The 26,476-nt window shown below is 66.5% G+C and carries 27 protein-coding genes and 1 pseudogene; 17 read left to right on the forward strand and 11 right to left on the reverse strand.

The features are described 5' to 3' along the window. The first annotated feature begins 45 nt into the window (after positions 1–45). From U5A56_RS08110 to U5A56_RS08155, 10 genes are all read left to right on the forward strand, one after another. Positions 46–957 (forward strand): LysR family transcriptional regulator, encoded by a 912-nt coding sequence (locus U5A56_RS08110; RefSeq protein WP_044843635.1) that lies wholly within the window; start codon positions 46–48, stop codon positions 955–957. Between the two features lie 162 nt (positions 958–1,119). Further along, positions 1,120–1,761, forward strand: a complete 642-nt coding sequence (locus tag U5A56_RS08115) for an RNA polymerase sigma factor (protein ID WP_044843634.1) — start codon at positions 1,120–1,122, stop codon at positions 1,759–1,761. After that, positions 1,751–2,659, forward strand: coding sequence for an anti-sigma factor (locus U5A56_RS08120; RefSeq protein ID WP_321921794.1), 909 nt, complete (start codon positions 1,751–1,753; stop codon positions 2,657–2,659). The genes U5A56_RS08115 and U5A56_RS08120 overlap by 11 nt, the downstream gene beginning before the upstream one ends. 241 nt (positions 2,660–2,900) lie before the next feature. Continuing rightward, on the forward strand, positions 2,901–3,275 hold the full coding sequence (gene rpsF, locus U5A56_RS08125) for a 30S ribosomal protein S6 (RefSeq protein WP_006755436.1): 375 nt from the start codon (positions 2,901–2,903) through the stop codon (positions 3,273–3,275). A 40-nt stretch (positions 3,276–3,315) separates the two neighbouring features. Continuing rightward, entirely contained in the window at positions 3,316–3,615 is a 300-nt protein-coding gene (gene priB, locus U5A56_RS08130; protein WP_031399239.1) for a primosomal replication protein N, read from the forward strand. Positions 3,616–3,619: 4 nt separating this feature from the next. Continuing rightward, a complete protein-coding gene (rpsR, locus tag U5A56_RS08135; protein ID WP_004193360.1) occupies positions 3,620–3,895 on the forward strand; it encodes a 30S ribosomal protein S18 in 276 nt (91 codons plus the stop codon). Between the two features lie 27 nt (positions 3,896–3,922). Beyond that, positions 3,923–4,375: a 50S ribosomal protein L9 gene (gene rplI, locus U5A56_RS08140; protein ID WP_059449913.1), complete on the forward strand. Its 453-nt coding sequence runs from the start codon at positions 3,923–3,925 to the stop codon at positions 4,373–4,375. Positions 4,376–4,510: 135 nt separating this feature from the next. Then, the gene (locus tag U5A56_RS08145) at positions 4,511–5,893 is read left to right on the forward strand and encodes a replicative DNA helicase (protein WP_044847233.1); all 1,383 of its coding nucleotides are present in this window, start codon (positions 4,511–4,513) and stop codon (positions 5,891–5,893) included. A 146-nt stretch (positions 5,894–6,039) separates the two neighbouring features. Continuing rightward, complete coding sequence (locus tag U5A56_RS08150; RefSeq protein ID WP_044847234.1) at positions 6,040–6,666, forward strand: DUF47 domain-containing protein; 627 nt, start codon at positions 6,040–6,042, stop codon at positions 6,664–6,666. Between the two features lie 10 nt (positions 6,667–6,676). Continuing rightward, positions 6,677–7,687, forward strand: a complete 1,011-nt coding sequence (locus U5A56_RS08155) for an inorganic phosphate transporter (RefSeq protein WP_044847235.1) — start codon at positions 6,677–6,679, stop codon at positions 7,685–7,687. 121 nt (positions 7,688–7,808) lie between these two features. Here the strand turns inward: U5A56_RS08155 and U5A56_RS08160 are convergent, their stop codons facing one another. Further along, positions 7,809–8,864 carry a C40 family peptidase gene (locus U5A56_RS08160; RefSeq protein WP_321921796.1) on the reverse strand — a complete coding sequence of 352 codons (1,056 nt, stop codon included), beginning with the start codon at positions 8,862–8,864 and terminating at the stop codon, positions 7,809–7,811. A gap of 239 nt (positions 8,865–9,103) precedes the next feature. Beyond that, entirely contained in the window at positions 9,104–10,924 is a 1,821-nt protein-coding gene (locus tag U5A56_RS08165; RefSeq protein ID WP_044847237.1) for a PhoH family protein, read from the reverse strand. Here U5A56_RS08165 and U5A56_RS08170 point away from each other — a divergent pair. Next, positions 10,874–11,067 (forward strand): annotated as a pseudogene (locus U5A56_RS08170) (hypothetical protein). The gene U5A56_RS08165 and the pseudogene U5A56_RS08170 overlap by 51 nt on opposite strands. 192 nt (positions 11,068–11,259) lie before the next feature. Here the strand turns inward: U5A56_RS08170 and U5A56_RS08175 are convergent. The 9 genes from U5A56_RS08175 to U5A56_RS08215 all read right to left on the reverse strand — a co-directional run bounded on the left by U5A56_RS08175 (position 11,260) and on the right by U5A56_RS08215 (position 19,621). Beyond that, positions 11,260–11,721, reverse strand: coding sequence for a peroxiredoxin (locus tag U5A56_RS08175; RefSeq protein WP_006756046.1), 462 nt, complete (start codon positions 11,719–11,721; stop codon positions 11,260–11,262). A 103-nt stretch (positions 11,722–11,824) separates the two neighbouring features. Next, entirely contained in the window at positions 11,825–12,721 is an 897-nt protein-coding gene (locus U5A56_RS08180) for a polysaccharide deacetylase family protein (protein WP_124486273.1), read from the reverse strand. A 12-nt stretch (positions 12,722–12,733) separates the two neighbouring features. Further along, positions 12,734–13,789, reverse strand: a complete 1,056-nt coding sequence (locus tag U5A56_RS08185) for a bifunctional UDP-4-keto-pentose/UDP-xylose synthase (protein ID WP_124486274.1) — start codon at positions 13,787–13,789, stop codon at positions 12,734–12,736. Further along, positions 13,786–14,733 carry a formyltransferase gene (locus U5A56_RS08190; protein ID WP_321921799.1) on the reverse strand — a complete coding sequence of 316 codons (948 nt, stop codon included), beginning with the start codon at positions 14,731–14,733 and terminating at the stop codon, positions 13,786–13,788. Before U5A56_RS08190 ends, U5A56_RS08185 begins: the two co-directional genes overlap by 4 nt. After that, positions 14,730–15,752, reverse strand: a complete 1,023-nt coding sequence (locus U5A56_RS08195; protein WP_321921800.1) for a glycosyltransferase — start codon at positions 15,750–15,752, stop codon at positions 14,730–14,732. Before U5A56_RS08195 ends, U5A56_RS08190 begins: the two co-directional genes overlap by 4 nt. A gap of 6 nt (positions 15,753–15,758) precedes the next feature. Further along, positions 15,759–16,910, reverse strand: a complete 1,152-nt coding sequence (locus tag U5A56_RS08200; RefSeq protein ID WP_044847241.1) for a DegT/DnrJ/EryC1/StrS family aminotransferase — start codon at positions 16,908–16,910, stop codon at positions 15,759–15,761. A 139-nt stretch (positions 16,911–17,049) separates the two neighbouring features. Further along, positions 17,050–17,421 carry an EamA family transporter gene (locus tag U5A56_RS08205; protein ID WP_044847242.1) on the reverse strand — a complete coding sequence of 124 codons (372 nt, stop codon included), beginning with the start codon at positions 17,419–17,421 and terminating at the stop codon, positions 17,050–17,052. Positions 17,422–17,434: 13 nt separating this feature from the next. Further along, positions 17,435–19,111 (reverse strand): glycosyltransferase family 39 protein, encoded by a 1,677-nt coding sequence (locus U5A56_RS08210; RefSeq protein ID WP_124520207.1) that lies wholly within the window; start codon positions 19,109–19,111, stop codon positions 17,435–17,437. Positions 19,112–19,246: 135 nt separating this feature from the next. Further along, entirely contained in the window at positions 19,247–19,621 is a 375-nt protein-coding gene (locus tag U5A56_RS08215; protein ID WP_321921856.1) for an Mth938-like domain-containing protein, read from the reverse strand. A gap of 315 nt (positions 19,622–19,936) precedes the next feature. Here U5A56_RS08215 and U5A56_RS08220 point away from each other — a divergent pair, with 315 nt between their 5' ends. From U5A56_RS08220 to U5A56_RS08245, 6 genes are all read left to right on the forward strand, one after another. Beyond that, on the forward strand, positions 19,937–21,175 hold the full coding sequence (locus U5A56_RS08220) for a pyridoxal phosphate-dependent aminotransferase (protein ID WP_124486277.1): 1,239 nt from the start codon (positions 19,937–19,939) through the stop codon (positions 21,173–21,175). A 54-nt stretch (positions 21,176–21,229) separates the two neighbouring features. After that, positions 21,230–22,558, forward strand: a complete 1,329-nt coding sequence (locus U5A56_RS08225) for a homoserine dehydrogenase (RefSeq protein ID WP_044847245.1) — start codon at positions 21,230–21,232, stop codon at positions 22,556–22,558. Positions 22,559–22,572: 14 nt separating this feature from the next. Further along, entirely contained in the window at positions 22,573–24,024 is a 1,452-nt protein-coding gene (gene thrC / locus U5A56_RS08230; protein WP_321921804.1) for a threonine synthase, read from the forward strand. A 292-nt stretch (positions 24,025–24,316) separates the two neighbouring features. Next, complete coding sequence (glp, locus tag U5A56_RS08235) at positions 24,317–25,564, forward strand: gephyrin-like molybdotransferase Glp (protein ID WP_321921806.1); 1,248 nt, start codon at positions 24,317–24,319, stop codon at positions 25,562–25,564. 19 nt (positions 25,565–25,583) lie between these two features. Then, positions 25,584–25,841 (forward strand): molybdopterin converting factor subunit 1, encoded by a 258-nt coding sequence (gene moaD / locus U5A56_RS08240; RefSeq protein ID WP_006758354.1) that lies wholly within the window; start codon positions 25,584–25,586, stop codon positions 25,839–25,841. Positions 25,842–25,998: 157 nt separating this feature from the next. Next, positions 25,999–26,475 carry a molybdenum cofactor biosynthesis protein MoaE gene (locus tag U5A56_RS08245; protein ID WP_124486280.1) on the forward strand — a complete coding sequence of 159 codons (477 nt, stop codon included), beginning with the start codon at positions 25,999–26,001 and terminating at the stop codon, positions 26,473–26,475. The last annotated feature ends 1 nt before the right edge of the window (position 26,476 follow it).

Genomic DNA, 26,476 nt, shown 5'->3' on the forward strand with positions numbered 1-26,476 from the left:
GGACGGGGCTTCCCGCCGGTGTCGGAGCCGGGACGGAGACGGGAAATGGATCGTTTCAAGCAGATCGAGACGTTCGTGCGGGTCGCGGACGCGGGCAGCCTCGCGGCGGCCGCGCTCGAGGAGGGCGTGTCGCCGGTGGTGCTCGGGCGGCGCATCGACGCGCTCGAGAAGCGCCTCGGCGTGAAGCTGATGTACCGCTCGACGCGCCGGCTGGTGGTCAGCGAGGAGGGCGCCGCGTTCCTCGAGCGCTGCCGCGGGCTGCTGTCCGAATGGGACCAGGCCGAGAACGAGCTGGCCGCCGGCCGGCGCGCGGTCAGCGGGCACCTGATCGTGTCCGCGCCGGCCGCGTTCGGCCGCAAGCACGTCGCGCCGCACGCACCCGGTTTCCTCGTCGACAAGCCGGAAATGCAGCTGTCGTTCAACCTGACCGACCGCGTCGTGGATCTCGTGCGCGAAGGCTACGACCTGTCGATCCGGATCGGCGGCTCGGTCGATCCGAACTTCGTCGCGGTGAAGCTCGCGTCGAACCGGCGCGTCGTGTGCGGCACACCCGCGTATTTCCGCAAGCACGGCCGGCCGAAGTCGCTCGACGACCTGCTGAAGCACAACTGTCTCGCGTTCAACCTGCAGGGCGGCCAGAACCGCGGCTGGTATTTCCAGCGCCACGGCAAGATCGTGACGATGCGGGTGGCCGGCAATCTCGACTGCAACGACGGCGAGCTGCTGCATCGCTGGGTCGCGGAAAGCCTCGGGCTCGGCTGGCGCTCGACCTGGGAAATCGCCGCGCAGCTCGAAACGGGTGAACTCGAAACCGTGCTCGACGAATTCGCGCTGCCGGACTACGACATCCTCGCGGTCTATCCGCAGCAGCGCTACGTGCCCGCGCGCGTGCGCTACTTCATCGACTACCTGCGCGAAGCGTATGCGCGCCCCGGCTACTGGAACAGCACGCCGTAACGGGCGCGGCGGTTTCCGGCATTTTTTTGCGCATCATCGGCTTCGTGCGGGAATAAACTCGACGCAGCGGCGGTAAGGTCATCGAGAGCGCCCGCTGCCGGTCTGTCCGGGCACCGGACGCGGAACGGGCGCGGCTTCGGCCGCCGGGACCAGGGAGGTCATGTGGGGCAAGCCGGACAGGCGGTCGACGAACGGGCGGAGGACGACGCGGTCGCGCGCGGCGAACGGTTTCGCGTGCTCGTGCTGCCGCATCTCGACGCCGCGTACAACCTCGCGCGCTGGCTGAGCGGCAATGCGGGCGACGCGGACGATGTCGTCCAGGACGCGTGCATGCGCGCGCTGCGTTTCGTCGACTCGTGCCGCGGCGACAACGCGCGGCCGTGGCTGCTGACGATCGTGCGCCACACCTGGTACACCGAGTGGCGCCGCCGCGCCCACGCGCACGAGGTCGCGCTGCCCGACACGCTCGACGACACGGAGGTGCCGGACGACTGGCAGCCGGCGACGGAGGATCCGCTCACGCACCTGTTGCGCGGCGAGAACGTTCGGCTGGTGAACGCGGCGCTCGCGAAGCTGCCGCCTGAATACCGCGAGGTGCTGGTGCTGCGCGAGATGGAGGATCTGAGCTATCGCGAGATCGCGGCGATCGCCGACGTACCGGTCGGCACCGTGATGTCGCGACTCGCGCGCGGCCGGCGTCGGCTCGCCGCGCTGCTGGCCGGCACGCAGGCGCCGGCACCCGAACCCGCGCCGGGACGTGCGTCGGCAAGCGGAACCGCATCGGAGGCGATCGATGGACTGTAACGAAGCGCGCGCTTTGCTGGACGCGGACGTCGACCGCGAGCTGTCGGCGCCCGATGCGTTGCGCGTCCAGCGGCATGTCGAAGGCTGCGACGCGTGCCGCCGCGAACGCGAGCGGATCGTCGCGCTCGGGCGCGCCGTGCGGCAGGCCGATTATCACCGCGCGCCGGAGGCGCTGCGCGCGAGCATCCTCGCGGCGCTGCCGGCGGCGGCCGGCGCGAACGCGCGCGGCCAGGCCCGCGTGGAACCGGCGCCGGACGACGCGGCGGCGCGGCCGCGGGCCCAGCCTCGGCCGACCGGTCGCCGCTGGTTCGCGTGGCTGGGCGGGCGCGGCGCGGCGGCTCGCCCGGCGTCGGCCGGACCGGGGGCGGGCGTCGCCGCGCTGCCCGGGCTCGGCTGGGGCGTCGCGCTGCTGGTCGCGCTCGCGGCGGCGGCCGGGATGGCGCTGTCCGCCCGCCACGCCGCAACCGACCAGACGGTCGACGAACTGGTCGCGAGCCACGTGCGCGCCGGCCTGTCGGCGCGCGACATCGACGTGATCTCGACCGACCGGCATACGGTCAAGCCTTGGTTCAACGGCCGGCTCGACTATGCGCCGCCGGTCGAGGACCTGTCGGCGAGCGGCTTCCCGCTCGCGGGCGGCCGGCTCGACTACGTCGGGCGGCGCCGCGTCGCGGTGCTCGTGTACCGATACCGGCAGCACGTGATCGACGTGTACGTGCAGCCGGCAGGCGTCGGGCGGGAGGCCGCGCCGTACGCGACCGTGTCGCAGGGCTACGCGCTCGACCGCTGGGAGGCGGCCGGGATGACGTGGTGGGCCGTGACCGACGCCGAGCCGTCGGCGCTGGCCGCGTTCAGGACGGCGCTCGACGCGCGGCTGGGCGGGGCGCGCGTCGAGTGACGGCGGGCCGCGTCGCCGGCCCGCAAGCGCGCGCCCGACACTCCGCCCCCATTTCAGAACGGTCGCGCCGACGGCGGCTTCAGCTGCCGGCGCCATTCAAGTCGTTGAAAACATGGCCGAATCCGGTCGGAAATCGTCGATCGGTATTGCACGCGCCCCGTATCCGGGTTAGAATCTTCGGCTTCTCACTTGCCACACCGGTTCAGACGCCCGGGTGGCTTTAATCCACAAGGAGTGTGTAATGCGTCATTACGAAATCGTATTCATCGTGCACCCCGATCAGAGCGAGCAAGTGCCCGCGATGATCGAGCGTTACAAGACCACGATCACGACGCACGGCGGCCAGATCCACCGTGTCGAAGACTGGGGCCGTCGCCAGCTGGCCTACATGATCGAGAAACTCGCGAAGGCTCACTACGTCTGCATGAACATCGAGTGCGACCAGACGACGCTCGACGAACTCGAACACGCGTTCAAGTTCAACGACGCCGTGCTGCGCCACCTCATCGTCAAGATGAAGAAGGCCGAGACCGGCCCGTCGCCGATGATGAAGGAAGTTCAGCGCGAAGAAGCCAAGAAGGCGGCTGCAGCTCAGCCGACCGAAGCGCAGGCTTAAGTTCGTCACTCATTAAGCCATCAAGGAGCGCGTCACTCACGTGAACAGGTTGCAATTGACGGCGAGCGTCGTCGAACGCGCACCGGTGCGATATACGCCGGCGGGTGTTCCGATCGCAAGCGCCACGTTGCATCACCGCACGGAAGTCGTCGAAGCAGGCATTCCCCGTCAGGTCGAAATGACGATCGAGGCGGTGGCGGCCGGTGAGGCGAGCGGCAAGCTGGAGCGTCGTGAAATGGGCGTCGAAACGCTGTTCACGGGCTTCCTGGCAAAGAAGAGCCGCAACGCGAGAACCTTGGTGTTTCACATCACTGCATTGCAGGACATAGGAAAGGACTGAAATCATGGCCCGCCCGACTGGTAAGAAATTCGACAAGCGTCGTCAGCAACAAAACCCGCTCTTCAAGCGCAAGAAGTTCTGCCGTTTCACGGCTGCCGGCGTCGAGCAGATCGACTACAAGGACACGGAAACGCTGAAGGACTTCATCGGCGAAAACGGCAAGATCACGCCGGCGCGTCTGACGGGTACGAAGGCGCACTATCAGCGTCAGCTCGACACGGCAATCAAGCGTGCGCGTTTCCTCGCGCTGCTGCCGTACACCGATCAGCACAAGGCGTAACTCGGCGACGCCATAAGGAGAATTCGAATGCAAATCATTCTGTTGGAAAAAGTCGCCAATCTGGGCAACCTCGGCGATATCGTCAAGGTCAAGGACGGTTACGCTCGCAACTTCCTGATCCCGAACCGCAAGGCTCGCCGTGCAACGAAGGAAGCGATCGCCGAATTCGAAGTTCGCCGCGCTGAACTCGAAAAGATCGCTGCTGAAAAGCTGGCGGCATCGCAGGCAGTCGGCGAGAAGCTGAACGGCCAGTCGTTCGAAATCACGCAGAAGTCGGGCGTTGACGGCCGTCTGTTCGGCTCGGTCACGAACGGCGACGTCGCGGAACTGCTGAAGAAGGCAGGTTTCGAAGTCGAGAAGCTGCAAGTTCGCATGCCGGAAGGCCCGCTGAAGATGATCGGCGAGCACGTCGTTCAGATCGCGCTGCACACGGACGTCGTCGTCGACGTCACGATCAACGTGATCGGCGACCACGCGTAAGCGTATGCAAGCTTTCCGGGCGGCTTCCGCCGTCCGGACAAGGGCAGGCGCCCGGGCAACCGGGGCCTGCCTTTTTTATTGCCCGATCGCCGGAGCGGTAGCGCTGCTGCGATCTATTCGCGATAATCCCAACCCATGAACGCGCCGCAAGATCCTCAAATCGAATCGCTGAAAGTCCCGCCGCATTCGGTCGAAGCCGAGCAGTCGGTGCTCGGCGGCCTGTTGCTCGACAACGCGGCATGGGACCGGATTGCCGATTTCCTGTCGCAGGGCGACTTCTATCGCTACGACCACCGGATCATCTACGAGCACATCGGCCGGCTGATCGCGTCGACGCGCCCGGCCGACGTCGTGACCGTGTACGAAGCGCTGACCACGTCCGGCAAGGCCGACGACGTCGGCGGCCTCGCGTACCTGAACGCCCTCGCGCAGAACACGCCGAGCGCCGCGAACATTCGCCGCTACGCGGAAATCGTGCGCGACCGCGCGGTGCTGCGCCGGCTCGTGTCGGTCGCGGACGAAATCTCGGCCGACGCGTTCAATCCGCAGGGCAAGGAAGTTCGCCAGCTGCTCGACGAGGCCGAGTCGAAGGTGTTCTCGATCGCCGAAGAGGGCGCGCGCGGCAACCAGGGCTTCCTCGAGATCGGGCCGCTGCTCACGCAGGTCGTCGAGCGCATCGACACGCTGTATCACACCGCGAACCCGAGTGACGTCACGGGCACGCCGACGGGCTTCGTCGACCTCGACCGGATGACGTCCGGGATGCACGGCGGCGAACTGATCATCGTGGCCGGAAGACCGTCAATGGGAAAAACGGCCTTTTCCATGAACATCGGCGAATACGTCGCCGTCGAGTACGGGCTGCCGGTCGCGGTGTTCTCGATGGAAATGCCGGGCACCCAGCTCGTGATGCGTATGCTCGGCTCGATCGGCCGGCTCGACCAGCACCGGATGCGTACCGGCCGGCTGACGGACGAGGACTGGCCGAAGCTGACGCACGCGGTGCAGAAGATGAGCGAGGCGCAGCTCTTCATCGACGAGACGGGCGGCCTGAACCCGATGGAATTGCGCTCGCGCGCGCGGCGTCTCGCACGTCAGTGCGGCAAGCTCGGCCTGATCATCGTCGACTACCTGCAGCTGATGTCGGGTTCGTCGCAGGGCGAGAACCGTGCGACCGAAATTTCCGAAATCTCGCGATCGCTGAAGAGCCTGGCAAAGGAGCTGGACGTGCCGGTGATCGCGCTGTCGCAGCTGAACCGCGGGCTGGAGCAGCGTCCGAACAAGCGTCCGGTGATGTCGGATTTGCGTGAATCGGGCGCAATCGAACAGGATGCGGACGTGATCCTGTTCATCTACCGTGACGAGGTCTACAACCCGGACAGCCCGGACAAGGGCACGGCCGAAATCATCATCGGCAAGCAGCGTAACGGCCCGATCGGACCCGTTCGGCTCACGTTTCTGGGTCAATACACGAAGTTCGACAACTTTGCGGGGGCGCAGAACTTCTACGGCGAGTAACACTTCTACGCCGGTTGTAAACCCTTATTTCGCCAAGCGTTGTATCCAATCCCGGCGCGCGCATATGCGCGCGTCGCGGCGCAACCGAAAACGGTACAATATCGCCCGTTTTCGTGACAGTCGTTTGACAATCTCTCAGGAATCCCATGTTCGGTCGATTCATGCCCACCGAGGGCAAGTTCTTTGAACTCTTCAACGCGCACGCGAAGCACATCGTTTCCGGTGGCCGCGAGCTCGAACTGCTGATCGACAATCTCGCCGACGCCGAGATTCACAAGCAAAACGTGCAGACCGCCGAGAAGGCCGCTGACAAGCTGACGCATGAAGCGATCGATCTGCTGCACAAGACCTTCATCACGCCGCTCGATCGCGACGAGATCCACAAGCTGATCACGACGATGGACGACATCCTCGACCTGATGGAAGACGTCGCGACGGCCGTGTCGCTGTACGACGTGCAGTCCGTCACGTCCGAGGCGAGCCAGCTCGCGCACATCGTCACGCAGTCGGCGCAGCACGTGCAGCAGGCCGTCGGATTGCTGTCCGACATGAAGCAGTCGGCACAGATCCTCAAGCAGTGCGAGGAAATCGACCGCTGGGAGTCGGAGGCCGATCGCGTGCTGCGCGCGGCGATGTCGAAGCTGTTCCGCGAGGAAGACGACGTGAAGACGCTCATCAAGCTGAAGGCGATCTACGAACTGCTCGAAGAGATCACCGACAAGTGCGAGGACGTCGCGAACATCATCGAAGGCATCGTGCTGGAAAACGCCTGAGCGGACCACGATGCATTCGATACAACTCGCCCTATGGATGGTCGCGACGCTGGTGCTCGTCGCGCTCGTATTCGACTTCATGAACGGCTTCCACGACGCGGCGAACTCGATCGCCACCGTCGTGTCGACCGGGGTGCTGAAGCCCCAGCAGGCCGTGGTGTTCGCGGCCGCGTTCAACGTCATCGCGTATTTCATCTTTCACCTGAAAGTCGCCCAGACTGTCGGTAAAGGCACGATCGATCCCGAGATCGTCGACCACTATGTCGTGTTCGGCGCGCTGGTCGGTGCGATCGGCTGGAACGTGATCACGTGGTACTACGGGATTCCGTCGAGCTCGTCGCACGCGCTGATCGGCGGCCTCGTCGGCGCGGCGCTCGCGAAGTCGGGCTGGAGCTCGCTGAACATCGACGGTCTGCTGAAGACGATTGCGTTCATCTTCATTTCGCCGCTGCTCGGCTTCATCCTCGGCTCGCTGTTCATGCTCGGCGTGTCGTGGCTGTATTTCCGCACCGCGCCCAGCAAGGTCGACCGGCGCTTCCGGCGGCTCCAGCTGCTGTCGGCCGGCCTGTACAGCCTGGGCCACGGCGGCAACGACGCACAGAAGACGATCGGCATCATCTGGATGCTGCTGATCGCGTCGGGCTATGCGTCGGCGACGTCCGATGCGCCGCCCGCGTGGGTGATCGGCGCGTGCTACCTGTCGATGGGGCTCGGCACGCTGTTCGGCGGCTGGCGCATCGTGCGCACGATGGGCCAGAAGATCACGAAGCTCAAGCCGGTCGGCGGTTTCTGTGCCGAAAGCGGCGGGGCGATCACGCTGTTCATCGCGTCGTTCCTCGGCATTCCGGTGTCGACCACGCACACGATCACCGGTGCGATCGTCGGTGTCGGCGCCACGCAGAAGCTGTCGGCCGTCCGCTGGGGCGTCGCCGGCAACATCGTCTGGGCGTGGGTGCTGACGCTGCCGGCGGCCGCGCTGTTCGCGGCCGGCGGATGGTGGCTCGGGCACCAGATCTTCTGATATCGACGCTGTCGGGTCGACACGCGCAATGCGCCGCACACCGAAAGGTTGCGGCGCATTTTCTTTGCGCGGTCGGGAAAGGGGCGGCGCACGGCGGGGCCACCGCCGGGGATGCGCCGGATCAGTAACTGCCGTTCGCGAAGCGGGCGATCGGATCGTCGGCGGTGGCGGTGCGCGGGCTGACCGGCGCGGATTGCGTCGAAGCGCGCAACACTTGCACGGGCTCGGTGTTGCGCAGCGACGGCGCGGCGGCCGCGGGCGGCGGTTCCGCGTCGAACGCGGCAGCCTGGGCGGCCGTCAGCGCGGTGGTCGGAATCTGCGTGCCGGTCTCGGTGGGGCCGGCCGGCCCCGGATTCGCCGTCGTGGCGGTCATGTCGCCATTCACGGACGTTGCCTGCTGCTGCGCGGTCAGCACGCGCGGCGGCGGTTCGTACGGATCGGCGGCGGGGGCGGTTGCCGCGGCCGTCGGAGCAACCGCCGCGGTCGAGACGACCGGAGCGGGCGACGGCGCGACGCCCGCCTGAGACGCGGCATACGCAGAGGCAGGCCGCCGCGACGCGGCTGCCGCGACGACAGGCGCCGCCGCCGGCGCATCGCGCCGAGCCTCGTAGGTCGGCGCATCGAACGGCCCGGGCGCACCGCGCGGCGGCGCGACGCGGCGAATGCCGTCGAAGCGCTTGGCCCAGTACGGGTTCGTCAGGTAGTCGAGCCGCACGGTGCCGCCGGTCGACGGCGCGTTGACGAAACGCAGCTTGCCGACATAGATGCCGACGTGCGAATGCGGGCGTCCGGTCGTATTGAAGAAGATCAGGTCGCCCGGCGCGACCTGGCCGGGGTCGATCGACACGCCGCGGCTGCTCATGTCGGCGGTCGTGCGCGGCAGGTCCACGTCGGCCGCGCGGCCGATCACGTAGCGCACCAGGCCGCTGCAGTCGAAGCCGCTCGTCGGCGTGTTGCCGCCCCAGCGGTACGGCACGCCGACGAGGCTCATCGCCTGGATCGAGATCTCTTCCTGGCCGACGCTGTGGTCGACGAATTTCGGGAAATTGGCGGGTGCCGGGAAGGCGCGCGGCGTCGTGATGTTCATGCCGGAGGTGCGCGAGGCCGACTGCGGCGGCACGCTGGAGCAGGCCGCGAGCAGTGAAACGACGGCGACGGGAACCCAGATTCGAAGCATGACAAGGCGGACGAGCGCAGCGCGCTCGCGAATCGTATGACAACAGACAGACCCGATGGTAGACGTTCCGGCGGGGCTTAGGCAACCATTCCTGAGAATTTACTTGAAGTTTCGCGTGTAAGTGAGGTGGTTGCGTAACGAAACATGACCAACGTTTCCGACCCCAAAAATGAAAACGGCGCTCCGGAAACCGGAGCGCCGCGTGGCGTCGGAGGCCGGCGGGCAGCCGGCGTATCGCGTTACAGGATGTCCGACGCGTAGTCGGCGAGCCGCGAGCGTTCGCCGCGTGCGAGCGTCACGTGGCCGCTGTGGCCCCAGCCCTTGAAGCGGTCGACGACGTAGGTCAGGCCCGAGCTGCCTTCGGTCAGGTAAGGCGTGTCGATCTGTGCGATGTTGCCGAGGCACACGATCTTCGTGCCCGGGCCCGCGCGCGTCACGAGCGTCTTCATCTGTTTCGGCGTCAGGTTCTGCGCTTCGTCGATGATCAGGTACTTGTCGACGAACGTGCGGCCGCGCATGAAGTTCATGCTCTTCACCTTCAGGCGCGAACGGATCAGCTCCTGCGTCGCCGCACGGCCCCATTCGCCGGCTGCGTCGTCGGTTTTCTGCAGCACTTCGAGGTTGTCGTCGAATGCACCCATCCACGGCTGCATCTTCTCTTCCTCGGTGCCGGGCAGGAAACCGATGTCCTCGCCGACGGGCACGGTCGCGCGCGTCACGATGATCTCGTTGTAGCGCTTGTCGTCGAGCACCTGCGCGAGGCCGGCCGCGAGCGCGACGAGCGTCTTGCCGGTGCCGGCCTGGCCGAGCAGCGTGACGAAGTCGATCTCGGGGTTCATCAGCAGGTTCAGCGCGAAGTTCTGCTCGCGGTTGCGCGCGGTGATGCCCCACACGTTGTTCTTGTGATGGCTGTAGTCGCGCAGCGTCTGCAGCAGCGCCGTCTTGCCGTTCAGCTCGCGCACGATCGCGTGGAACGTCGGCTCGCCGTTCTGCGGCTCGAGATAGACGAACTCGTTGACGAGCATCGACCCGCAGAGCGGGCCCGTCACGCGATAGTACGTGGTGCCCGTCTTCGTGTCCTGCCAGCTCTCCATCCCCTTCGCGTGTTTCGTCCAGAAGTCCTGCGGCAATTCGCGCACGCCGCTATAGAGGAGATCCTTGTCCTCGAGGACCTGGTCGTTGAAGTAGTCTTCCGCGGGCAGGCCGAGCGCATGCGCCTTGATGCGCATGTTGATGTCTTTCGACACCAGCACGACCTGGCGGTCCGGCCGGTCGCGCTGCAGCGCGCGCACGACGCCGAGGATCTGGTTGTCGGCCTTGCCTGCGGGCAGGCCTTCGACCGGCGCGATGTCCGCGAGCCTGGTCTGGAAGTAGAGGCGGCCGAGCGCCTCGCGGCTGCCGAGACGCGACAGCGGAATGCCGTCGGAGATCGGGCCGCCGTCGGCGACCAGCGCGTCGAGCGTGCGGCTCACCTGGCGCGCGTTACGCGCGACTTCGGACATCCCCTTCTTGTGGTTGTCGAGTTCCTCGAGCGTCATCATCGGCAGATAGACGTCGTGTTCCTCGAAGCGGAAGAGGCTGCTCGGGTCGTGCATCAGCACGTTCGTGTCGAGCACGAACAGCTTCTGCAATTCGGCTTCGGCCGGCTTGCGGCTGCGCGACTTCGTCGCGGCGCCGGCATCGCGTGCGCTCGCGGTGGTCGGCTTGCCGGCCGCGGGCTTGTCGTTGCGTGCGACGACCGGCGCGGCAGGGGCGGCGGGGGCCGCCGGTTCGACCGGTGCCGGCATCGGCTGCAGCAGCGCGGCCGTCTGTCTGGTCTTGCGACCGCGTGCGGGCGTGCCAGCGGCTTCTTGCGTCGACGCCGCGACGGCGCGCAGCGGCGCGGCCGTGTTCGCGGCTTCGGTCATCGGTTGGGCCACGCTGGCCGGGCCATATTCTCCGGCTGTGGAGGCGTCCCCTTCGGCGGATTTCTTCGCGGCTTTCGCGGGCCGCGCTTTCGCCTTGTATTCATCGGGCGGCAGCAGGCTGCCGAGCTTGCTGGGGGCAGTAGGCAAAGGCATGGTGTCCCTCGGGAGGAATCGTGTCGCATGGCGTGCGCCGCTGATCGCATCCTGCGTGACGTGGAAGGTGCATGCAGTTTGCGCGCGGTGGCGCACAGGAAATTCGTCTAGCCGGTTCGCCTAAGTGTCGATCAGCTCCTTGACGGGGTGAGGGGCCGGACCGAGAGCCGGCGCGCAGTCCATAAAAAAAGCCGCTGCCCCGTGGACCGGGACATGCGGCTGGCTGATACCGTCGTGATGCGCGTCAGGTGCCGGAAAGCATCGCAACGGGCACCGGCGCAGCTACGAGAAATATGGAGCGAACTGGCATTCATTGCGGCCCAATATAACGCGCCTCAAAGCGCTTGTACAGCACTTAGCACGTCGTCCACGTGACCGGGTACCTTGATGCCGCGCCATGCCTGGCGAAGCACACCGTCGGCGTCGATCAGGAACGTCGAACGCTCGATTCCGCGCACTTCCTTGCCATACATTTTCTTCATCTTGATGACATCGAACAGCGCGCACAGCGCCTCGTCGGCATCGGAAATCAGCGGGAACGGCAGTTCGAGCTTCGCCTTGAAATTGTCATGCGAGCGCAGGCTGTCGCGCGACACGCCGATCACTTCGGCGCCGGCCTTCTTGAACTTCGGATAGAGATCGCGGAACTGCAGGCCTTCGGTGGTGCAGCCCGGCGTGTTGTCCTTCGGATAGAAATACAGGACGAGCTTCTTGCCCTTGAGGTCGGACAGCGAAATGTCGCCGCCCGTCGCCGGTGCGGTGAAATCGGGAACTTGACGGTCAACTTCGACGGACACGTGTTTCTCCTGTTGTTATGGAAAGGCGCCGCTCGGGCGGCGCGGTTCGGCGGGGCGTCGCGGCGGCACGCCGCAAGGGCAGGCGGCGCGGGCGCGCGCGAACTCAGTCGGGCTGGACGATCAGCTCGCCGGAGCGGCCGGGAATCTCGCCCCACGTGACAGGGTACGATGGCAGCGAGTCGCGGTCCAGCGTCGCGTGGTAGTCGCCCATCGTCGCAAACGTATGGCCCTGTGCGCGCCAGCCGGCGAGCAGCTGCTCGAATACCGGTGCGAGCTTCTGGCCTTCCAGTTCCGCATGCAGCGTGAACACCTGGTCGTGCGGATTGGTTTCCGTGAACTTCAGGATGTGCGCGGCGACGTTGTGCGTGTCGATGCCGTCGATGCCGAGCACTTCGTCGAGGGTCGGCAACGTGGTCGGCATCTGCACGTGCGACAGCGTGCGGCCGCCGACCACGGGCAGATACGGCGAATGGCCGCGGCCGTCGGATGCGTAGCGCATCCCCCATGCGTCGATCTGCTCGAACGCCGCGTCGTTCATCTGCCAGCCGGCCGCGCCGTGCGTTGCGGGCGGCGCGCCGAAGACGTCGACGAAGCGCGCGTGGCTCTTCTGCATTTCACGCGCGGTCCAGTCGCGATCGCGCACGCGCACGTTGTCCTGCCAGTACACGTGATCCCACGTATGGATCCCGCATTCGAAGCCGGCCTCGTGGATCGCGCGCATGTCGGCGATCGCGCGGCGGCCGATGTCGGGGCCCGGCAGCAGCACCCCGTACATCAGCTGCTTCACGCCGTAGTGCTCGACCACCGACGTGCGCGACACCTTCTTCAGGAAGCCGGGGCGGAACACGCGCCGCAGCGCCCAGCCCGTGTGATCGGGCCCGAGGCTGAAGAGGAAGGTCGCGCGCGCGCTGAAGCGGTCGAAGATGCGCGCGAGGTTCGGCACGCCTTCGCGCGTGCCGCGCAGCGTGTCGACGTCGATCTTGAGGACGATACGAGCCAAGCGAGCGTCCCGTCAGTTCTGCTGCTCGACCAGCGCGCGCGCATCGGCGACATGGCCGCGATACGCTTCGAAGATCTTGCGCAGCGCGTCGTCGAACGTCGATTGCGGCGCCCAGGCGAGCTCCTGCATCGTGTTGTCGATCTTCGGCACGCGGTTCTGCACGTCCTGGTAGCCATTGCCGTAGTAGGCGCCCGACGTCGTTTCGACGAGTTGCACCTGCTTCGCGGAGCCGGCGTATTCCGGGTATTCGGCGGCCAGTTCGAGCATCTTGTGCGCGAGTTCGCGAACCGAGAAATTATTCTTCGGATTCCCGATGTTGTAGATCTTGCCCGACGCGACGCCGTTCTTGTTGTCGATGATCTTCATCAGCGCGCTGATGCCGTCGTCGATGTCGGTGAACGCGCGCTTCTGCGAGCCGCCGTCGACGAGGCTGATGTTCTCGCCGCGCACGATGTGGCCGAGGAACTGCGTGACGACGCGCGAGCTGCCTTCCTTCGGCGTGTAGATCGAGTCGAGGCCCGGGCCGATCCAGTTGAACGGACGGAACAGCGTGAAGTTCAGGCCTTCCATCCCGTAGCCCCAGATCACGCGGTCCATCAGCTGCTTCGAGCATGCGTAGATCCAGCGCGGCTTGTTGATCGGGCCGTAGGTGAGCGCCGATGCGTCCGGGTCGAACTGCTCGTCCGAGCACATGCCGTAGACCTCGGAGGTCGACGGGAACACGAGGTGCTTGCCGTACTTGACGGCCGAACGCACGATCGGCAGGTTCGCCTCGAAGTCGAGCTCGAACACGCGCAGCGGCTGCTGGACGTAGGTCGCGGGCGTCGCGATCGCGACGAGCGGCAGGATCACGTCGCACTTCTTCACGTGATACTCGACCCACTCCTTGTTGATCGTGATGTCGCCTTCGAAGAAGTGCATCCGCTCGTGGTTGACGAGGTCGCCCAGCCGATCGGTCTGCATGTCCATGCCGAACACTTCCCAATCGGTGGTTTCAAGAATGCGCTTCGACAGGTGATGGCCGATGAAGCCGTTCACACCCAGGATCAGGACTTTTTTTGCTTTCATGAATGACGGGAAGAATGAATGAACTGCGCGAATTCCGCGGGCGTCACGACGGTTTCGCTGCCGTCGCGCTGCTGCCACAGCTCGAGAATGGATAGGGCGCGGCTGTCGCCGCAGACGCCGAATAGCGCATTATCGCTTACGTGCAGGCCGGGCGGCAAATCCGCTGCGGCCGCGGCGGCGGCGCTGCCGGGCGCCGCGAGGCGCGCGCGGGCGATCACGAAACGCGTGCCGGCGACGTCGGTGAACGCGCCCGGATACGGGGGCGCGACCGCGCGTACCAGGTTGTAGACCTGCGCGGCCGGCTTCGACCAGTCGACGCGGCCGTCCTCCGGCTTGCGCCCGCCGTAGTAGCTGCCGTTTGCGAGATCGTTCGGCAGGTGCGGCGCCTCGCCCGCGAGCAGCGCGGGCAGCACGCGCCAGAGCGTCTGCTCGGCGGCGACCGTCACCTTGTCGAACACCTGCGCGGCCGTGTCGTCCGGCAGGATCGGCACCGCGGTCTGGCCGATGATCGCACCCGCATCGGGCTTCGCGGCCATCTCGTGCAGCGTCGCGCCGGTTTCCGTTTCGCCGTTCAGCACCGCCCAGTTGGTCGGTACCCGACCCCGGTATTTCGGCAGCAGCGAGCCGTGCATGTTGAACGCGCCGCGCGGCGCGATCGCGAGCAGGTCCACCGGCAGCATGTGGCGGTAGTAGAACGAGAAGATGAAGTCCGGCTGCGCGTCGGACACCGCGCGGCGCAGCGCCGGATCGGCGGGATCGGCCGGCGTGACGACCGGGATCCCGTGCTCGGCGGCGACGGACGCGACGCTGCCGAACCAGATGTTCTCGTTCGGGTTGTCCTCGTGCGTGACGACGAGCGCGACGTCGACGCCGCGTGCGAGCAGCACTTGCAGGCAGCGCACGCCGACGTTGTGATACGCGAAGACGACCGCGCGCGGCTTCATTGGCCGGCTCCCGTGCGGTTCGCGCCGGCCGGCACCGCCGGCATGCCGTCGTGCTGTTCGAGCACGGCCTGGATCAGGTAGCGCGGCCGTGCACGCACTTGCTGGTAGATGCGGCCGACGTATTCGCCGAGCAGGCCGAGCGCGAAGATGATCACGCCGAGCAGGAAGAACGTGATCGCGAACAGCGTGAACACGCCTTGCACTTCCGCGCCGACGATGAAGCGGCGCACGAGCAGCAGCACGAACAGCGCGGCGGAGCCGAGCGACAGGATCACGCCGATGAACGACAGCCACTGCAGCGGCACGACCGAGAAGCCCGTCACGAGGTCGAAGTTCAGCCGGATCAGGCTGTACAGCGAGTACTTCGACTCGCCCGCGAAGCGTTCCTCGTGCGCGACCTCGATTTCGGTCGGTTTCTGCGCGAACGTGTAGGCCAGCGCGGGGATGAACGTGTTGACTTCGCCGCACACGTTGATCGTGTCGATGATGCGGCGGCTGTACGCGCGCAGCATGCAGCCCTGGTCGGTCATCTTGATCCGGGTGATGCGCTCGCGCAGCCGGTTCATCATCTGCGACGCCTTGCGGCGCCACAGGCTGTCCTGACGCTGCTTGCGGATCGAGCCGACGTAGTCGTAGCCTTCGCGCATCTTCGCGATCAGCTTGCCGATTTCCTCGGGCGGGTTCTGCAGGTCGGCGTCGAGCGTGATGACGATCTCGCCGCGCGACTGCGCGAAGCCGGCGAGGATCGCCATGTGCTGGCCGTAGTTGCCGTTGAGCAGCACGACACGCGTCGTGTCGGGGCGCACGTGGAACTGGTCCGCCAGCATCGCGGCCGAGCGGTCGCGGCTGCCGTCGTTGATCAGGATCACTTCGTACGACGTGCCGAGTGCGTCGAGTGCCGGGTAGAGCCGCGCGAACAGCGCGGCCAGGCCGTCTTCCTCGTTGTACACGGGGATGATGACCGATACCTCCGGGTTCGCGGCCCCCGGATGCCCGGCGCGTGCTTCAAGGTGATTCATGTACGCTTATTTTCCGTATTGTTCGCAAATCTGGTTGATGGCGTCGGCCACGCGACGCACGTCGTCTTCCGTCATCTGCGTGAAGAGCGGCAGCGTGACGGTCGATGCGCCGTATCGTTCGGCGTGGGGGAACATGCCCTCCTTGAAGCCGCGCGCACGATACAGCGTGAAAAGATGGATGGCCGGATAGTGGACGCCCGTGCCGATGCCGCGCTCCTTCATCTGCGCCATGAAATCGGCGCGCGAGATCGACAGCCGGTCGAGCGGCAGCGTGACCTGGAACATGTGCCAGTTGCTGTTCTCGAAATCGGCGACGGGCAGGCCGAGCCCGAGCTGCACGGCCGCACCGCCGTCGAGCGCGGCGAAATACGCGCGCGCGAGTGCGCGGCGCTGCGCGGTGAAGCGCTCGAGGTGCGGCAGCTGGCCGAGGCCGACGCGCGCGGCGACGTCGGTCAGGTTGTACTTGCCGCCGAGCACGTCGCAGTCCATCCCGTCGAAGCCGGTGCGCGTGATGCCCTGCAGCCGGTACTTCTGCGCGAGCGTCGCCTCGTCCTCGTTGTTCAGCACGAGCGCGCCGCCTTCGATCGTCGTCAGGTTCTTGTTCGCGTGGAAGCTGAACGACACGATGTCGCCGATCGCGCCGATGCGCTTGCCTTGCCACGTCGAGCCGAGCGCCTGCGCGGCGTCCTCGATCACCCGCAGGTTGTGTGCGCGCGCAATCGCGTACAGGCGGTCCATGTCGACCGGCAGGCCGGCCAGGTAGACCGGGATGAGCGCCTTCGTGCGCGGCGTGATCGCCTGCTCGAGCTTGTCGAGGTCGATGTTGCGCGTGACGGGGTCGATGTCGGCGAACACGGGCGTCGCGCCCGTCTCGAGGATCACGTTGCTGGTCGATACCCACGACGCCGGCGTCGTGATCACCTCGTCGCCGGGGCCGACGCCCGCGATGCGCAGGCCGATCTCGAGCGTGCAGGTGCCCGAATTGAACGCGCGGACCGGACGGCCGCCGCAGTACTCGGACAGCGCGGCTTCGAACTTCTGGCTCTGCGGGCCGGTGGTGATCCAGCCCGAGCGCAGCACGTCGACGACGCCCTGGATGGTTTCCTCGTCGATTTCGGGGCGGGTGAACGGCAGGAACGGAGCGGTAGTCTGGCTCATGAACACTTTGCCTGTAATGGCGTGTAATAAAGGGGTCGGGCGATCCGGCCCGAAACCGGCATTAAACACCGGTTGCCGGATTCGTACCGTGATTTTTTGTAGGCGGACGCTTAATGCCCGCCGGGCCGGCCGGGCGCGCTCAACTGCGCGCGAGCACGAGCACGCCGATCAGGATGATGCCGATGCCGACCAGCCGCTGGACCGACAGCACCTCGCCGAACAGGTACCAGGCGGCGAACGCGTTGACCACGTAGCCGAGCGACAGCATCGGGTAGGCGATCGACACGTCGACCCGCGACAGCCCGACAATCCAGACGACGACGCTCAGCACGTAGCAGCCGAGGCCGCCGATGATCGGCAGCTGGGTCGCGATCTTCAGGCCGACCGGCAGGATGTTCGCACGGCTGAATTCGAAGTGTCCAACGGCGTTGACGCCGGCTTTCAGCAGAAGTTGCGCACAGGCGTTGAGCATCACGCCGGTGATGATGCAGACGAATGAAACGGGATTCATGCGGCGGGCGTCCTTACGATTGCGGTTTCTCGACGATCACGCGGCGGTTGTCGCGCGCGATCACGCGCATCGGCACGCCTTGCCTGACCAGCGTGTCGTACTGGCCGGGCGGCATGATCGCGAGCGCATGGGTGTCCTGCTTCCAGCGTTCGATCCATTGGTCGACGGTCGGGATCCACTTGTCCGGCTCGACCGAGATGCCGAATGCGAGCTCGTCCTGGCGCTGGACCATGATCGTCGTGTGGCCCATATAGAACGGGAACGTGTGATCGAGCATCTCGATCGAGTAGAACGGCGTGTCGGGCGGCAGCTTCGCCAGTTCGGCGCGCACGGCGGGCGCGAGCAGCGCGCCCGAGCTGTAGCGGCCGAATTCGTCGTGACCGGTGCCGCCGATCGTGCCGAACGCGAGCCACGCGGCGCCGAACGCGGTGATCGCGGCCGCGACGCCCACGCGGCGGTTCAGCCAGGCGGCCGCGAGCGTCAGCGCGCCCGCGACCGCGAGGCCCGCGTACAGCCACACCTGGAACGCGCGGTACAGCGCGTTCGGCGTGCGGGCGTCGCCCTGATACGCGAGGAAGATGATCCCGAACGCCGCGACGACGAAGAACACGAGGTAGCCGAGCAGGTGGCGGCGGAACCGGTCGGCGCTCATCAGCGGCAGGTACGCGCCGATGATCAGCGCGAGCGCCGGCGCGACCGGCAGCACGTACGAGATCAGTTTCGAGTGCGACGTGCTGAAGAACAGGAAGATGAACGCGCTCCAGATCAGCAGCACGAGCATCGGCGAGAAGCCGTTCGGCTGGCGCGGCATCCGCAGCGCATGGCGGATGCTCTGCCACGCGACCGACAGCCATGGCAGGAAGCCGACCAGCAGCACCGGCACGAAATAGTAGAACGGGCCCGGGCGGTTCTGTTCCGGGGTCAGGTAACGGCGGAACTGCTGGACGATGAAGAAGAAGTTGAAGAACTCGGGGTTGCGCTGCTGGACGAGCACGAACCACGGCGTGACGATCGCGAAGAAGATCACAAGGCCGCTGACCAGGTAGAGCCGCTTCCACAGCGCCCAGTCGCGGGCGATCAGCGTGTAGAGCACGAGCACGGCGCCGGGCAGGATCAGGCCGACGAGGCCCTTGGACAGTACGGCGAACGCCATCGCGGCCCAGCACGCCCACATCCAGCCGCGCACCGCGCCCGCCGGCAGCCCGGGCCGCTGCGCGAGCAGCAGCGAGCAGAGCGACAGCGCCATCCAGAACGCGAGCCCCATGTCGAGCGCGTTGAAATGGCCCATCAGGTTCCAGTACGGCGAGCACGCGAGCACGACGGCCGCGAGCAAGCCGGACAGCGGGTTGAACAGGCGCGCGCCCGTGAAGCCGACCAGCAGCACGCCGGCGAAGCTGGCGAGGCCCGTGTACAGGCGCGCCTGCCATTCGCCGATGCCGAACCAGGCGAACGTCAGCGCGTTCAGCCAGGTCTGCAGCGGCGGCTTCTCGAAATACTTGTAGCCGTTGTAGCGCGGCGTGATCCAGTCGCCGGTGACGAACATTTCCCGCGCCATTTCCGCGTAGCGGCCTTCGTCGCTCGGGATCAGGTGGCGCAGCCCGAGCGGTGCGAACCAGACGATCGCGAGCGCGACGAGCAGGAGGACGAGCGTGATGCGATTGAGCGGTAGCCTCGACGGCGTATCGTTCATGAATTTTCAGCCTGTTGGTTGTTGTAAGCGCCGCCGGCGGGTCGCGCCGGCGGCGGCCGGCTTGCCGGTTGCCGATCCGCGTGATGATCCGGGGATCGACCCGGTGTGCCGGCCCGAGTTTTACCGCATCGGGGATTAACGTTCAATTAAGAGCGCGGCGGCCACTTTGCGGCCCTCGGCCATCAGGATGTTGTAGGTCCGGCAGGCGGCTTGGAAATCCATCGTCTCGACGCCGATCCGCTTGGCCGTCAGCGCGGCCACGAGGCGCGGGTGCGGGAAGCGCAGCCGCGCGCCGCTGCCGAAGATCACGAGTTCGGGGGCCGGGTCGAGCAGCATCGCGAAATGCTCGGGCGCGAGCGCGTCGAACGCCGACACGGGCCAGTCCCGCACCGGTGCGCCGGGCAGCACGATGACGCTCCCTTCGTGGCGTTGGAGGTTGACGTCGACATAATCGGGGCCGTAGCCGGTGACGGTGTTGAGCGCGCCGCTCGTGTCCTGGTGCAGTTTCAAATCGGTATTCCGCGGTTCCGTGGAGGGAAGGTCTGGCAAGGGCCGCACGGGCCCGGGCGGCCGTTTCGCGACCGGCGCACGCGGGACGCCTGACGGCGCGGGCCCGGAGCGGCCATGGTGCATTGCGAAAGTTGGCCAAAATCCGCTAAATTATAACTTTTTGGTCGCCCCCGGGCGCCACTTGCATCGTGCGTCGCCACAAGCCGCGTCCGACTGCCCGCATTTTCCCCAGTCTAGACAGCGCGCATAGACCAGCCGCTCTCCAGTTTTGATCCCGTCCCCCGGCCGCAAGGCCAACCCAGGAACCGTGTCGTCGTGAAACCGATTCAGAAGTCGAACAAGCTGCTCAACGTCTGCTACGACATCCGTGGCCCGGTGCTCGAGCACGCGAAGCGCCTCGAGGAAGAAGGCCACCGCATCATCAAGCTGAACATCGGCAACCTCGCGCCGTTCGGTTTCGACGCGCCGGACGAAATCATCCAGGACATGATCCGCAACCTGCCGGCGTCGTCCGGCTATTCGGATTCGAAGGGTGTGTTCTCGGCCCGCAAGGCCGTGATGCACTACACGCAGCAAAAGGGCGTCGTCGGTGTCGGCCTCGACGACATCTACATCGGCAACGGCGCGTCCGAGCTGATCGTGATGGCGACCCAGGCGCTGCTGAACGACGGCGACGAAGTGCTGCTGCCGGCGCCCGACTACCCGCTGTGGACGGCCGCCGTGAGCCTGTCGGGCGGCACGCCCGTGCACTACGTGTGCGACGAGCAGAACGCGTGGATGCCCGACCTCGACGACATCCGCCGCAAGATCACGCCGAATACCAAGGCGATCGTCGTGATCAACCCGAACAACCCGACCGGCGCGCTTTATTCCGACGAATTGCTGCTCGAGCTGCTCGAGATCGCGCGTCAGCACGGGCTGATCGTGTTCGCCGACGAGGTCTACGACAAGATCGTCTACGACGGGCTCGAGCACACGGCGCTGGGCTCGCTGTCGGAAGACGTGATCACCGTCACGTTCAACAGCCTGTCGAAAAGCTATCGCTCGTGCGGCTACCGCGCGGGCTGGATGGCCGTGTCGGGCCTCGGCGGCGACAACCGCCGGCGCGCGAAGGATTACCTGGAAGGCCTCGGGATCCTGTCGTCGATGCGCCTGTGCGCGAACGTGCCCGGGCAGTTCGCGATCCAGACCGCGCTCGGCGGCTACCAGAGCATCAACGAGCTGATCGTGCCGAGCGGCCGCCTCTTCAAGCAGCGCGAACTCGCATACGACATGCTCACGTCGATTCCCGGCGTGACCTGCGTGAAGCCGCAGGCCGCGCTGTACATGTTCCCGCGCCTCGATCCGAAGCTTTATCCGATCCAGAACGACCAGCAGTTCATCCTCGACCTGTTGCTCGAGGAACGCGTGCTGCTCGTGCAGGGGACGGGCTTCAACTGGGCGGCGCCGGATCACTTCCGCGTGGTCTTCCTGCCGAACCTCGACGACCTGACCGATTCGATCAACCGGATCGCGCGCTTCCTCGACGGCTACCGCAAGCGTCATTCGGTCTGAGCGGACAGCGTCCCCCGGCATTCATTCAATTCTTACTCATCGATCACACGCAGCATGGAACCGATCAAAGTTGGCCTGTTGGGCTTCGGCACCGTCGGCAGCGGCACCTTCACGGTGCTGCACCGCAACCAGGAAGAAATCAAGCGACGCGCGGGGCGCGGCATCGAGATCGCGCGCATTGCCGTGCGCAATCCGGCCAAGGCGCAGGCCGCACTCGGCGGTAACGCCGGCGCCGCGCAGATCACCGACGATTTCAACGCGGTCGTCGACGATCCGTCGATCTCGATCATCGCCGAGATGATCGGCGGTACGGGCATCGCACGCGAGCTCGTGCTGCGCGCGATCGCGAACGGCAAGCACGTCGTGACGGCGAACAAGGCGCTGCTCGCGGTGCACGGCACCGAGATCTTCGAGGCCGCGCGCGAGAAGGGCGTGATGGTCGCGTTCGAGGCGGCCGTCGCCGGCGGCATCCCGATCATCAAGGCGCTGCGCGAAGGCCTGACCGCGAACCGCATCCAGTACATCGCCGGCATCATCAACGGCACGACGAACTACATCCTGTCGGAAATGCGCGACCGCGGCCTCGACTTCGCGACCGCGCTGAAGGCCGCGCAGGAGCTCGGCTATGCGGAAGCCGATCCGACCTTCGACATCGAAGGCGTCGACGCCGCGCACAAGGCGACCATCATGAGCGCGATCGCGTTCGGCGTGCCGGTCCAGTTCGACCGTGCCTACGTCGAAGGCATCAGCAAGCTCGACGCGACCGACATCCGCTACGCGGAAGAGCTCGGCTACCGGATCAAGCTGCTCGGCATCGCGCGCCGCGCCGAAAAGGGCATCGAGCTGCGCGTGCACCCGACGCTGATTCCGGAGAAGCGCCTGCTCGCGAACGTCGAGGGCGCGATGAACGCGGTCGTCGTGCACGGCGACGCGGTCGGCACGACGCTGTACTACGGCAAGGGCGCGGGCGCGGAACCGACCGCGTCGGCGGTCGTCGCGGATCTCGTCGACGTCACGCGCCTGCACACGGCCGACCCCGAGCATCGCGTGCCGCATCTCGCGTTCCAGCCGGACAGCCTGTCGAACACGCCGATCCTGCCGATCGAGGAAGTGACGAGCGGCTACTACCTGCGCCTGCGCGTGGCCGACCAGACCGGCGTGCTCGCGGACATCACGCGCATCCTCGCCGCCACGGGCATCTCGATCGACGCGCTGCTGCAGAAGGAATCGGAGCAGGTCGACGACGCGAACGGCGAAACCGACATCATCCTGATCACGCACGAGACGCTCGAGAAGCACGTGAACGCGGCGATCGCGCAGATCGAGAGCCTCGCGACGGTGGTCTCGAAGGTGACGAAGCTGCGCATGGAAGCGCTGAACTGAGGACCAGGAACGACATGAACTACATCTCCACGCGCGGCGCCGGCATCGGCGAGCGCCACACGTTCTCCGACATCCTGCTCGGCGGCCTTGCGAAGGACGGCGGGCTGTACCTGCCGGCCGAGTACCCGCAGGTGTCGGCCGACGAACTCGCGCGCTGGCGCACGCTGCCGTACGCGGATCTCGCGTTCGAGATCCTGTCGAAGTTCTGCGATGACGTGCCGGCCGACGACCTGCGCGCGATCACGCGCCGCACCTATACGGCCGCCGTATACAGCAACACGCGCCACGGCGAGAACGCGTCCGACATCACGCCGCTGAAGACGCTCGGCACCGAGAACGGCGCGGCGCTGTCGCTGCTCGAACTGTCGAACGGCCCGACGCTCGCGTTCAAGGACATGGCGATGCAGCTGCTCGGCAACCTGTTCGAGTACACGCTCGCGAAGCACGGCGAAGCGTTGAACATCCTCGGCGCGACGTCGGGCGACACCGGCAGCGCGGCCGAGTACGCGATGCGCGGCAAGGCAGGCGTGCGCGTGTTCATGCTGTCGCCGCACAAGAAGATGAGCGCGTTCCAGACCGCCCAGATGTTCAGCCTGCAGGATCCGAACATCTTCAACCTCGCGGTCGAAGGCGTGTTCGACGACTGCCAGGACATCGTGAAGGCCGTCTCGAACGATCACGCGTTCAAGGCGCAGCAGAAGATCGGCACGGTCAACTCGATCAACTGGGCGCGCGTCGTCGCGCAGGTCGTGTACTACTTCAAGGGCTATTTCGCGGCGACGACGTCGAACGACCAGCGCGTGTCGTTTACGGTGCCGTCGGGCAACTTCGGCAACGTCTGCGCGGGTCACATCGCGCGGATGATGGGCCTGCCGATCGCGAAGCTCGTGGTCGCCACCAACGAGAACGACGTGCTCGACGAGTTCTTCCGCACCGGCGCATACCGTGTGCGCAGCGCAGAAAACACCTATCACACGAGCAGCCCGAGCATGGACATCTCGAAGGCGTCGAACTTCGAGCGCTTCGTGTTCGACCTGCTCGGCCGCGATCCGGCCCGCGTGATGCAGCTGTTCCGCGACGTCGAGGAGAAGGGTGGTTTCGATCTCGCGGCGAGCGGCGATTTCGCGCGCGTCGCCGAGTTCGGCTTCGTGTCGGGCCGCAGCAGCCACACGGACCGTATCGCGACGATCCGCGACGTGTTCTCGCGCTACGACACGATGATCGATACGCACACGGCCGACGGCGTGAAGGTCGCGCGCGAGCATCTCGACGCGGGCGTGCCGATGGTCGTGCTCGAGACGGCCCAGCCGATCAAGTTCGGCGAGACGATCCGCGAAGCGCTCGATCGCGAGGCCGAGCGGCCGGCCGCATTCGACGGGCTCGAGGCGCTGCCGCAGCGTTTCGAGGTCGTGAAGGCCGACGCGCAGCAGGTGAAGGACTTCATCGTCGCGCATACGGGCGCGTAACGTAGCACTGGGGCAGCACCGTGCCGCGGGGTCGCAAGCCCGGCGGCGCAGCACGGCCGGAATGCCGATTCGTCGCACGGATCGGGGTTCCGGCCGTTTTGTTTGGGTTGGGCGGCGGCCGCGCACGGGCGCGCCGTCCGACGGCGCGCGAATCGAAACAAGTAAATCGAAACAAGTGCCAGTGCCGCGTGTTCGCGCCGATCACAGTTGCCGCATGTCCGGCATATCGCGCGTGGGCGCGACGGCGTCGCTACAATGACGTATTGACTCCAACGTTTCCCCGATTCCATCGATGTCGAATCCGAATCCCGCGGCGCCGCGCGCGCCGATGCTGTCGACCGCCGAGGCGCTGGCCGCGCTGCTCGAAGCCGCGAAGCCGTTGCCCGGCGCCGAAACCGTCGCCACGCTCGACGCGCTCGGCCGCGTGCTGGCGGCCGACGTGAGTTCGCCGCTCGACGTGCCGCCGATGCATACGAGCGCGATGGACGGCTACGCGGTGCGCGTCGCCGACCTGCTGCACGGCGAGCGGCGCCTGCCGGTGTCGCAGCGGATTCCGGCCGGCCATCCGGCCGCGCCGCTCGCGGCGGGCACGGCCGCGCGGATCTTCACCGGCGCGACGGTGCCGGCCGGCGCCGACGCCGTCGTGATGCAGGAACAGACGTCGGCCGACGGCGATGCGGTCGAGATCCTGCACACGCCGAAGGCCGGTGAATGGATCACCGCGCAGGGCGCGGACATCCGCCAGGGTTCGGTGATCCTGCCGGCCGGCACGCGGCTCACGCCGCAGGCGCTCGGGCTGGCCGCGTCGGTCGGCTGCGCGCAGCTGTCGGTCGCGCGGCGGATTCGCGTCGCGGTGTTCTTCACCGGCGACGAACTGACGATGCCGGGCGAGCCGCTGAAGCCCGGCGCGATCTACAACTCGAACCGCTTCACGCTGCGCGGGCTGCTCGAGCGGCTCGGCTGCCACGTGACCGACTACGGGATCGTGCCCGACTCGCTCGCCGCGACCCGCGACACGCTGCGCGAGGCCGCGCGCGATCACGACGTGATCCTGACAAGCGGCGGCGTATCGGTCGGCGACGAGGATCACGTGAAGCCGGCCGTCGAGGCCGAAGGGCGGCTCGCGCTGTGGCAGATCGCGATGAAGCCGGGCAAGCCGCTCGCGTTCGGCGCGGTGCGTCGCGGCGACGCGCGTCCCGACGCCCATTTCATCGGGCTGCCGGGCAACCCCGTGTCGAGCTTCGTCACGTTCCTGCTGTTCGTGCGGCCGTTCCTGCTGCGCCTGTCCGGCGTGCGCGACGTCGCGCCGCGCGCGCTGTCGCTGCGCGCGGACTTCTCGCAAGGCAAGGGCGACCGGCGCAACGAATTCCTGCGCGCGCGCGTCAACGCGGCCGGCGGCCTCGACCTGTTCCCGAACCAGAGCTCGGCGGTGTTGACGTCGACGGTCTGGGGCGACGGACTGATCGACAATCCGCCGCAGCACGCGATCAGCGCGGGCGAGACCGTGCGTTTCATTCCGTTTTCCGAACTGCTGTCGTAATACGACGGCTTCCCGACTTATGAAGATTCAGCTGAAATTCTTTGCAAGCGTGCGCGAGGCGCTGGGCGTGTCCGACGAGCAGGCCGACGTGCCGGACGGCGTGACGACCGTCGGCGACGTGCGCGCCTGGCTGCGCCTGCGTGGCGGCGCGTGGGCCGAAACGCTCGCCGAAGGGCGCGCGTTGCGCATGGCATGCAATCACGAGATGACCGATCCCGATACGCGGCTCACCGACGGTTGCGAGGTCGCGTTTTTTCCGCCGGTGACGGGCGGTTGAGCTTTGGATGGGACCGGAGTAGGTGCTAAAGCGCTAACTCTGGTCGACCGCGAAGCATGGGACTAGAGCAAGCACTAAAGCGCTAACTCTGGTCGACCGCAAAGCATGGGACCAGAGTAAGCGCTGAAGCGCTAACTCTGGTCGACAGAGGCAGATGATGGCAACGATACGAATCCAGACCGACGACTTCGACCTGAACACCGAAGTCGCGGCACTGCGCGCGCGCAACCCGAAGATCGGCGCGGTCGCATGCTTCGTCGGCACCGTGCGCGACCTGAACGAAGGCGATTCGGTCGCCGCGATGGAACTCGAGCACTATCCGGGGATGACCGAGAAGGCGCTCGAGAAGATCGCCGCCGAGGCCGGCCGGCGCTGGCCCGGGATCGACGTCGCAATCGTGCACCGCGTCGGCCGGCTGCTGCCGCTCGACCAGATCGTGATGGTCGCGACGGTCGCGTCGCATCGCGGCGACGCGTTCGCGTCGTGCGAATTCGTGATGGACTACCTGAAGACCGAGGCGCCGTTCTGGAAAAAGGAAACGACGCCGGACGGCGAGCGCTGGGTCGATGCCCGCAGTACCGACGATGCGGCGCTCGCGCGCTGGGGCGTCGAATCGGGTAACACGCCGCGTTGAG

Origin of the sequence: Burkholderia sp. BCC1998 (assembly GCF_905339875.1) — a bacterium.
Lineage (GTDB): Bacteria > Pseudomonadota > Gammaproteobacteria > Burkholderiales > Burkholderiaceae > Burkholderia.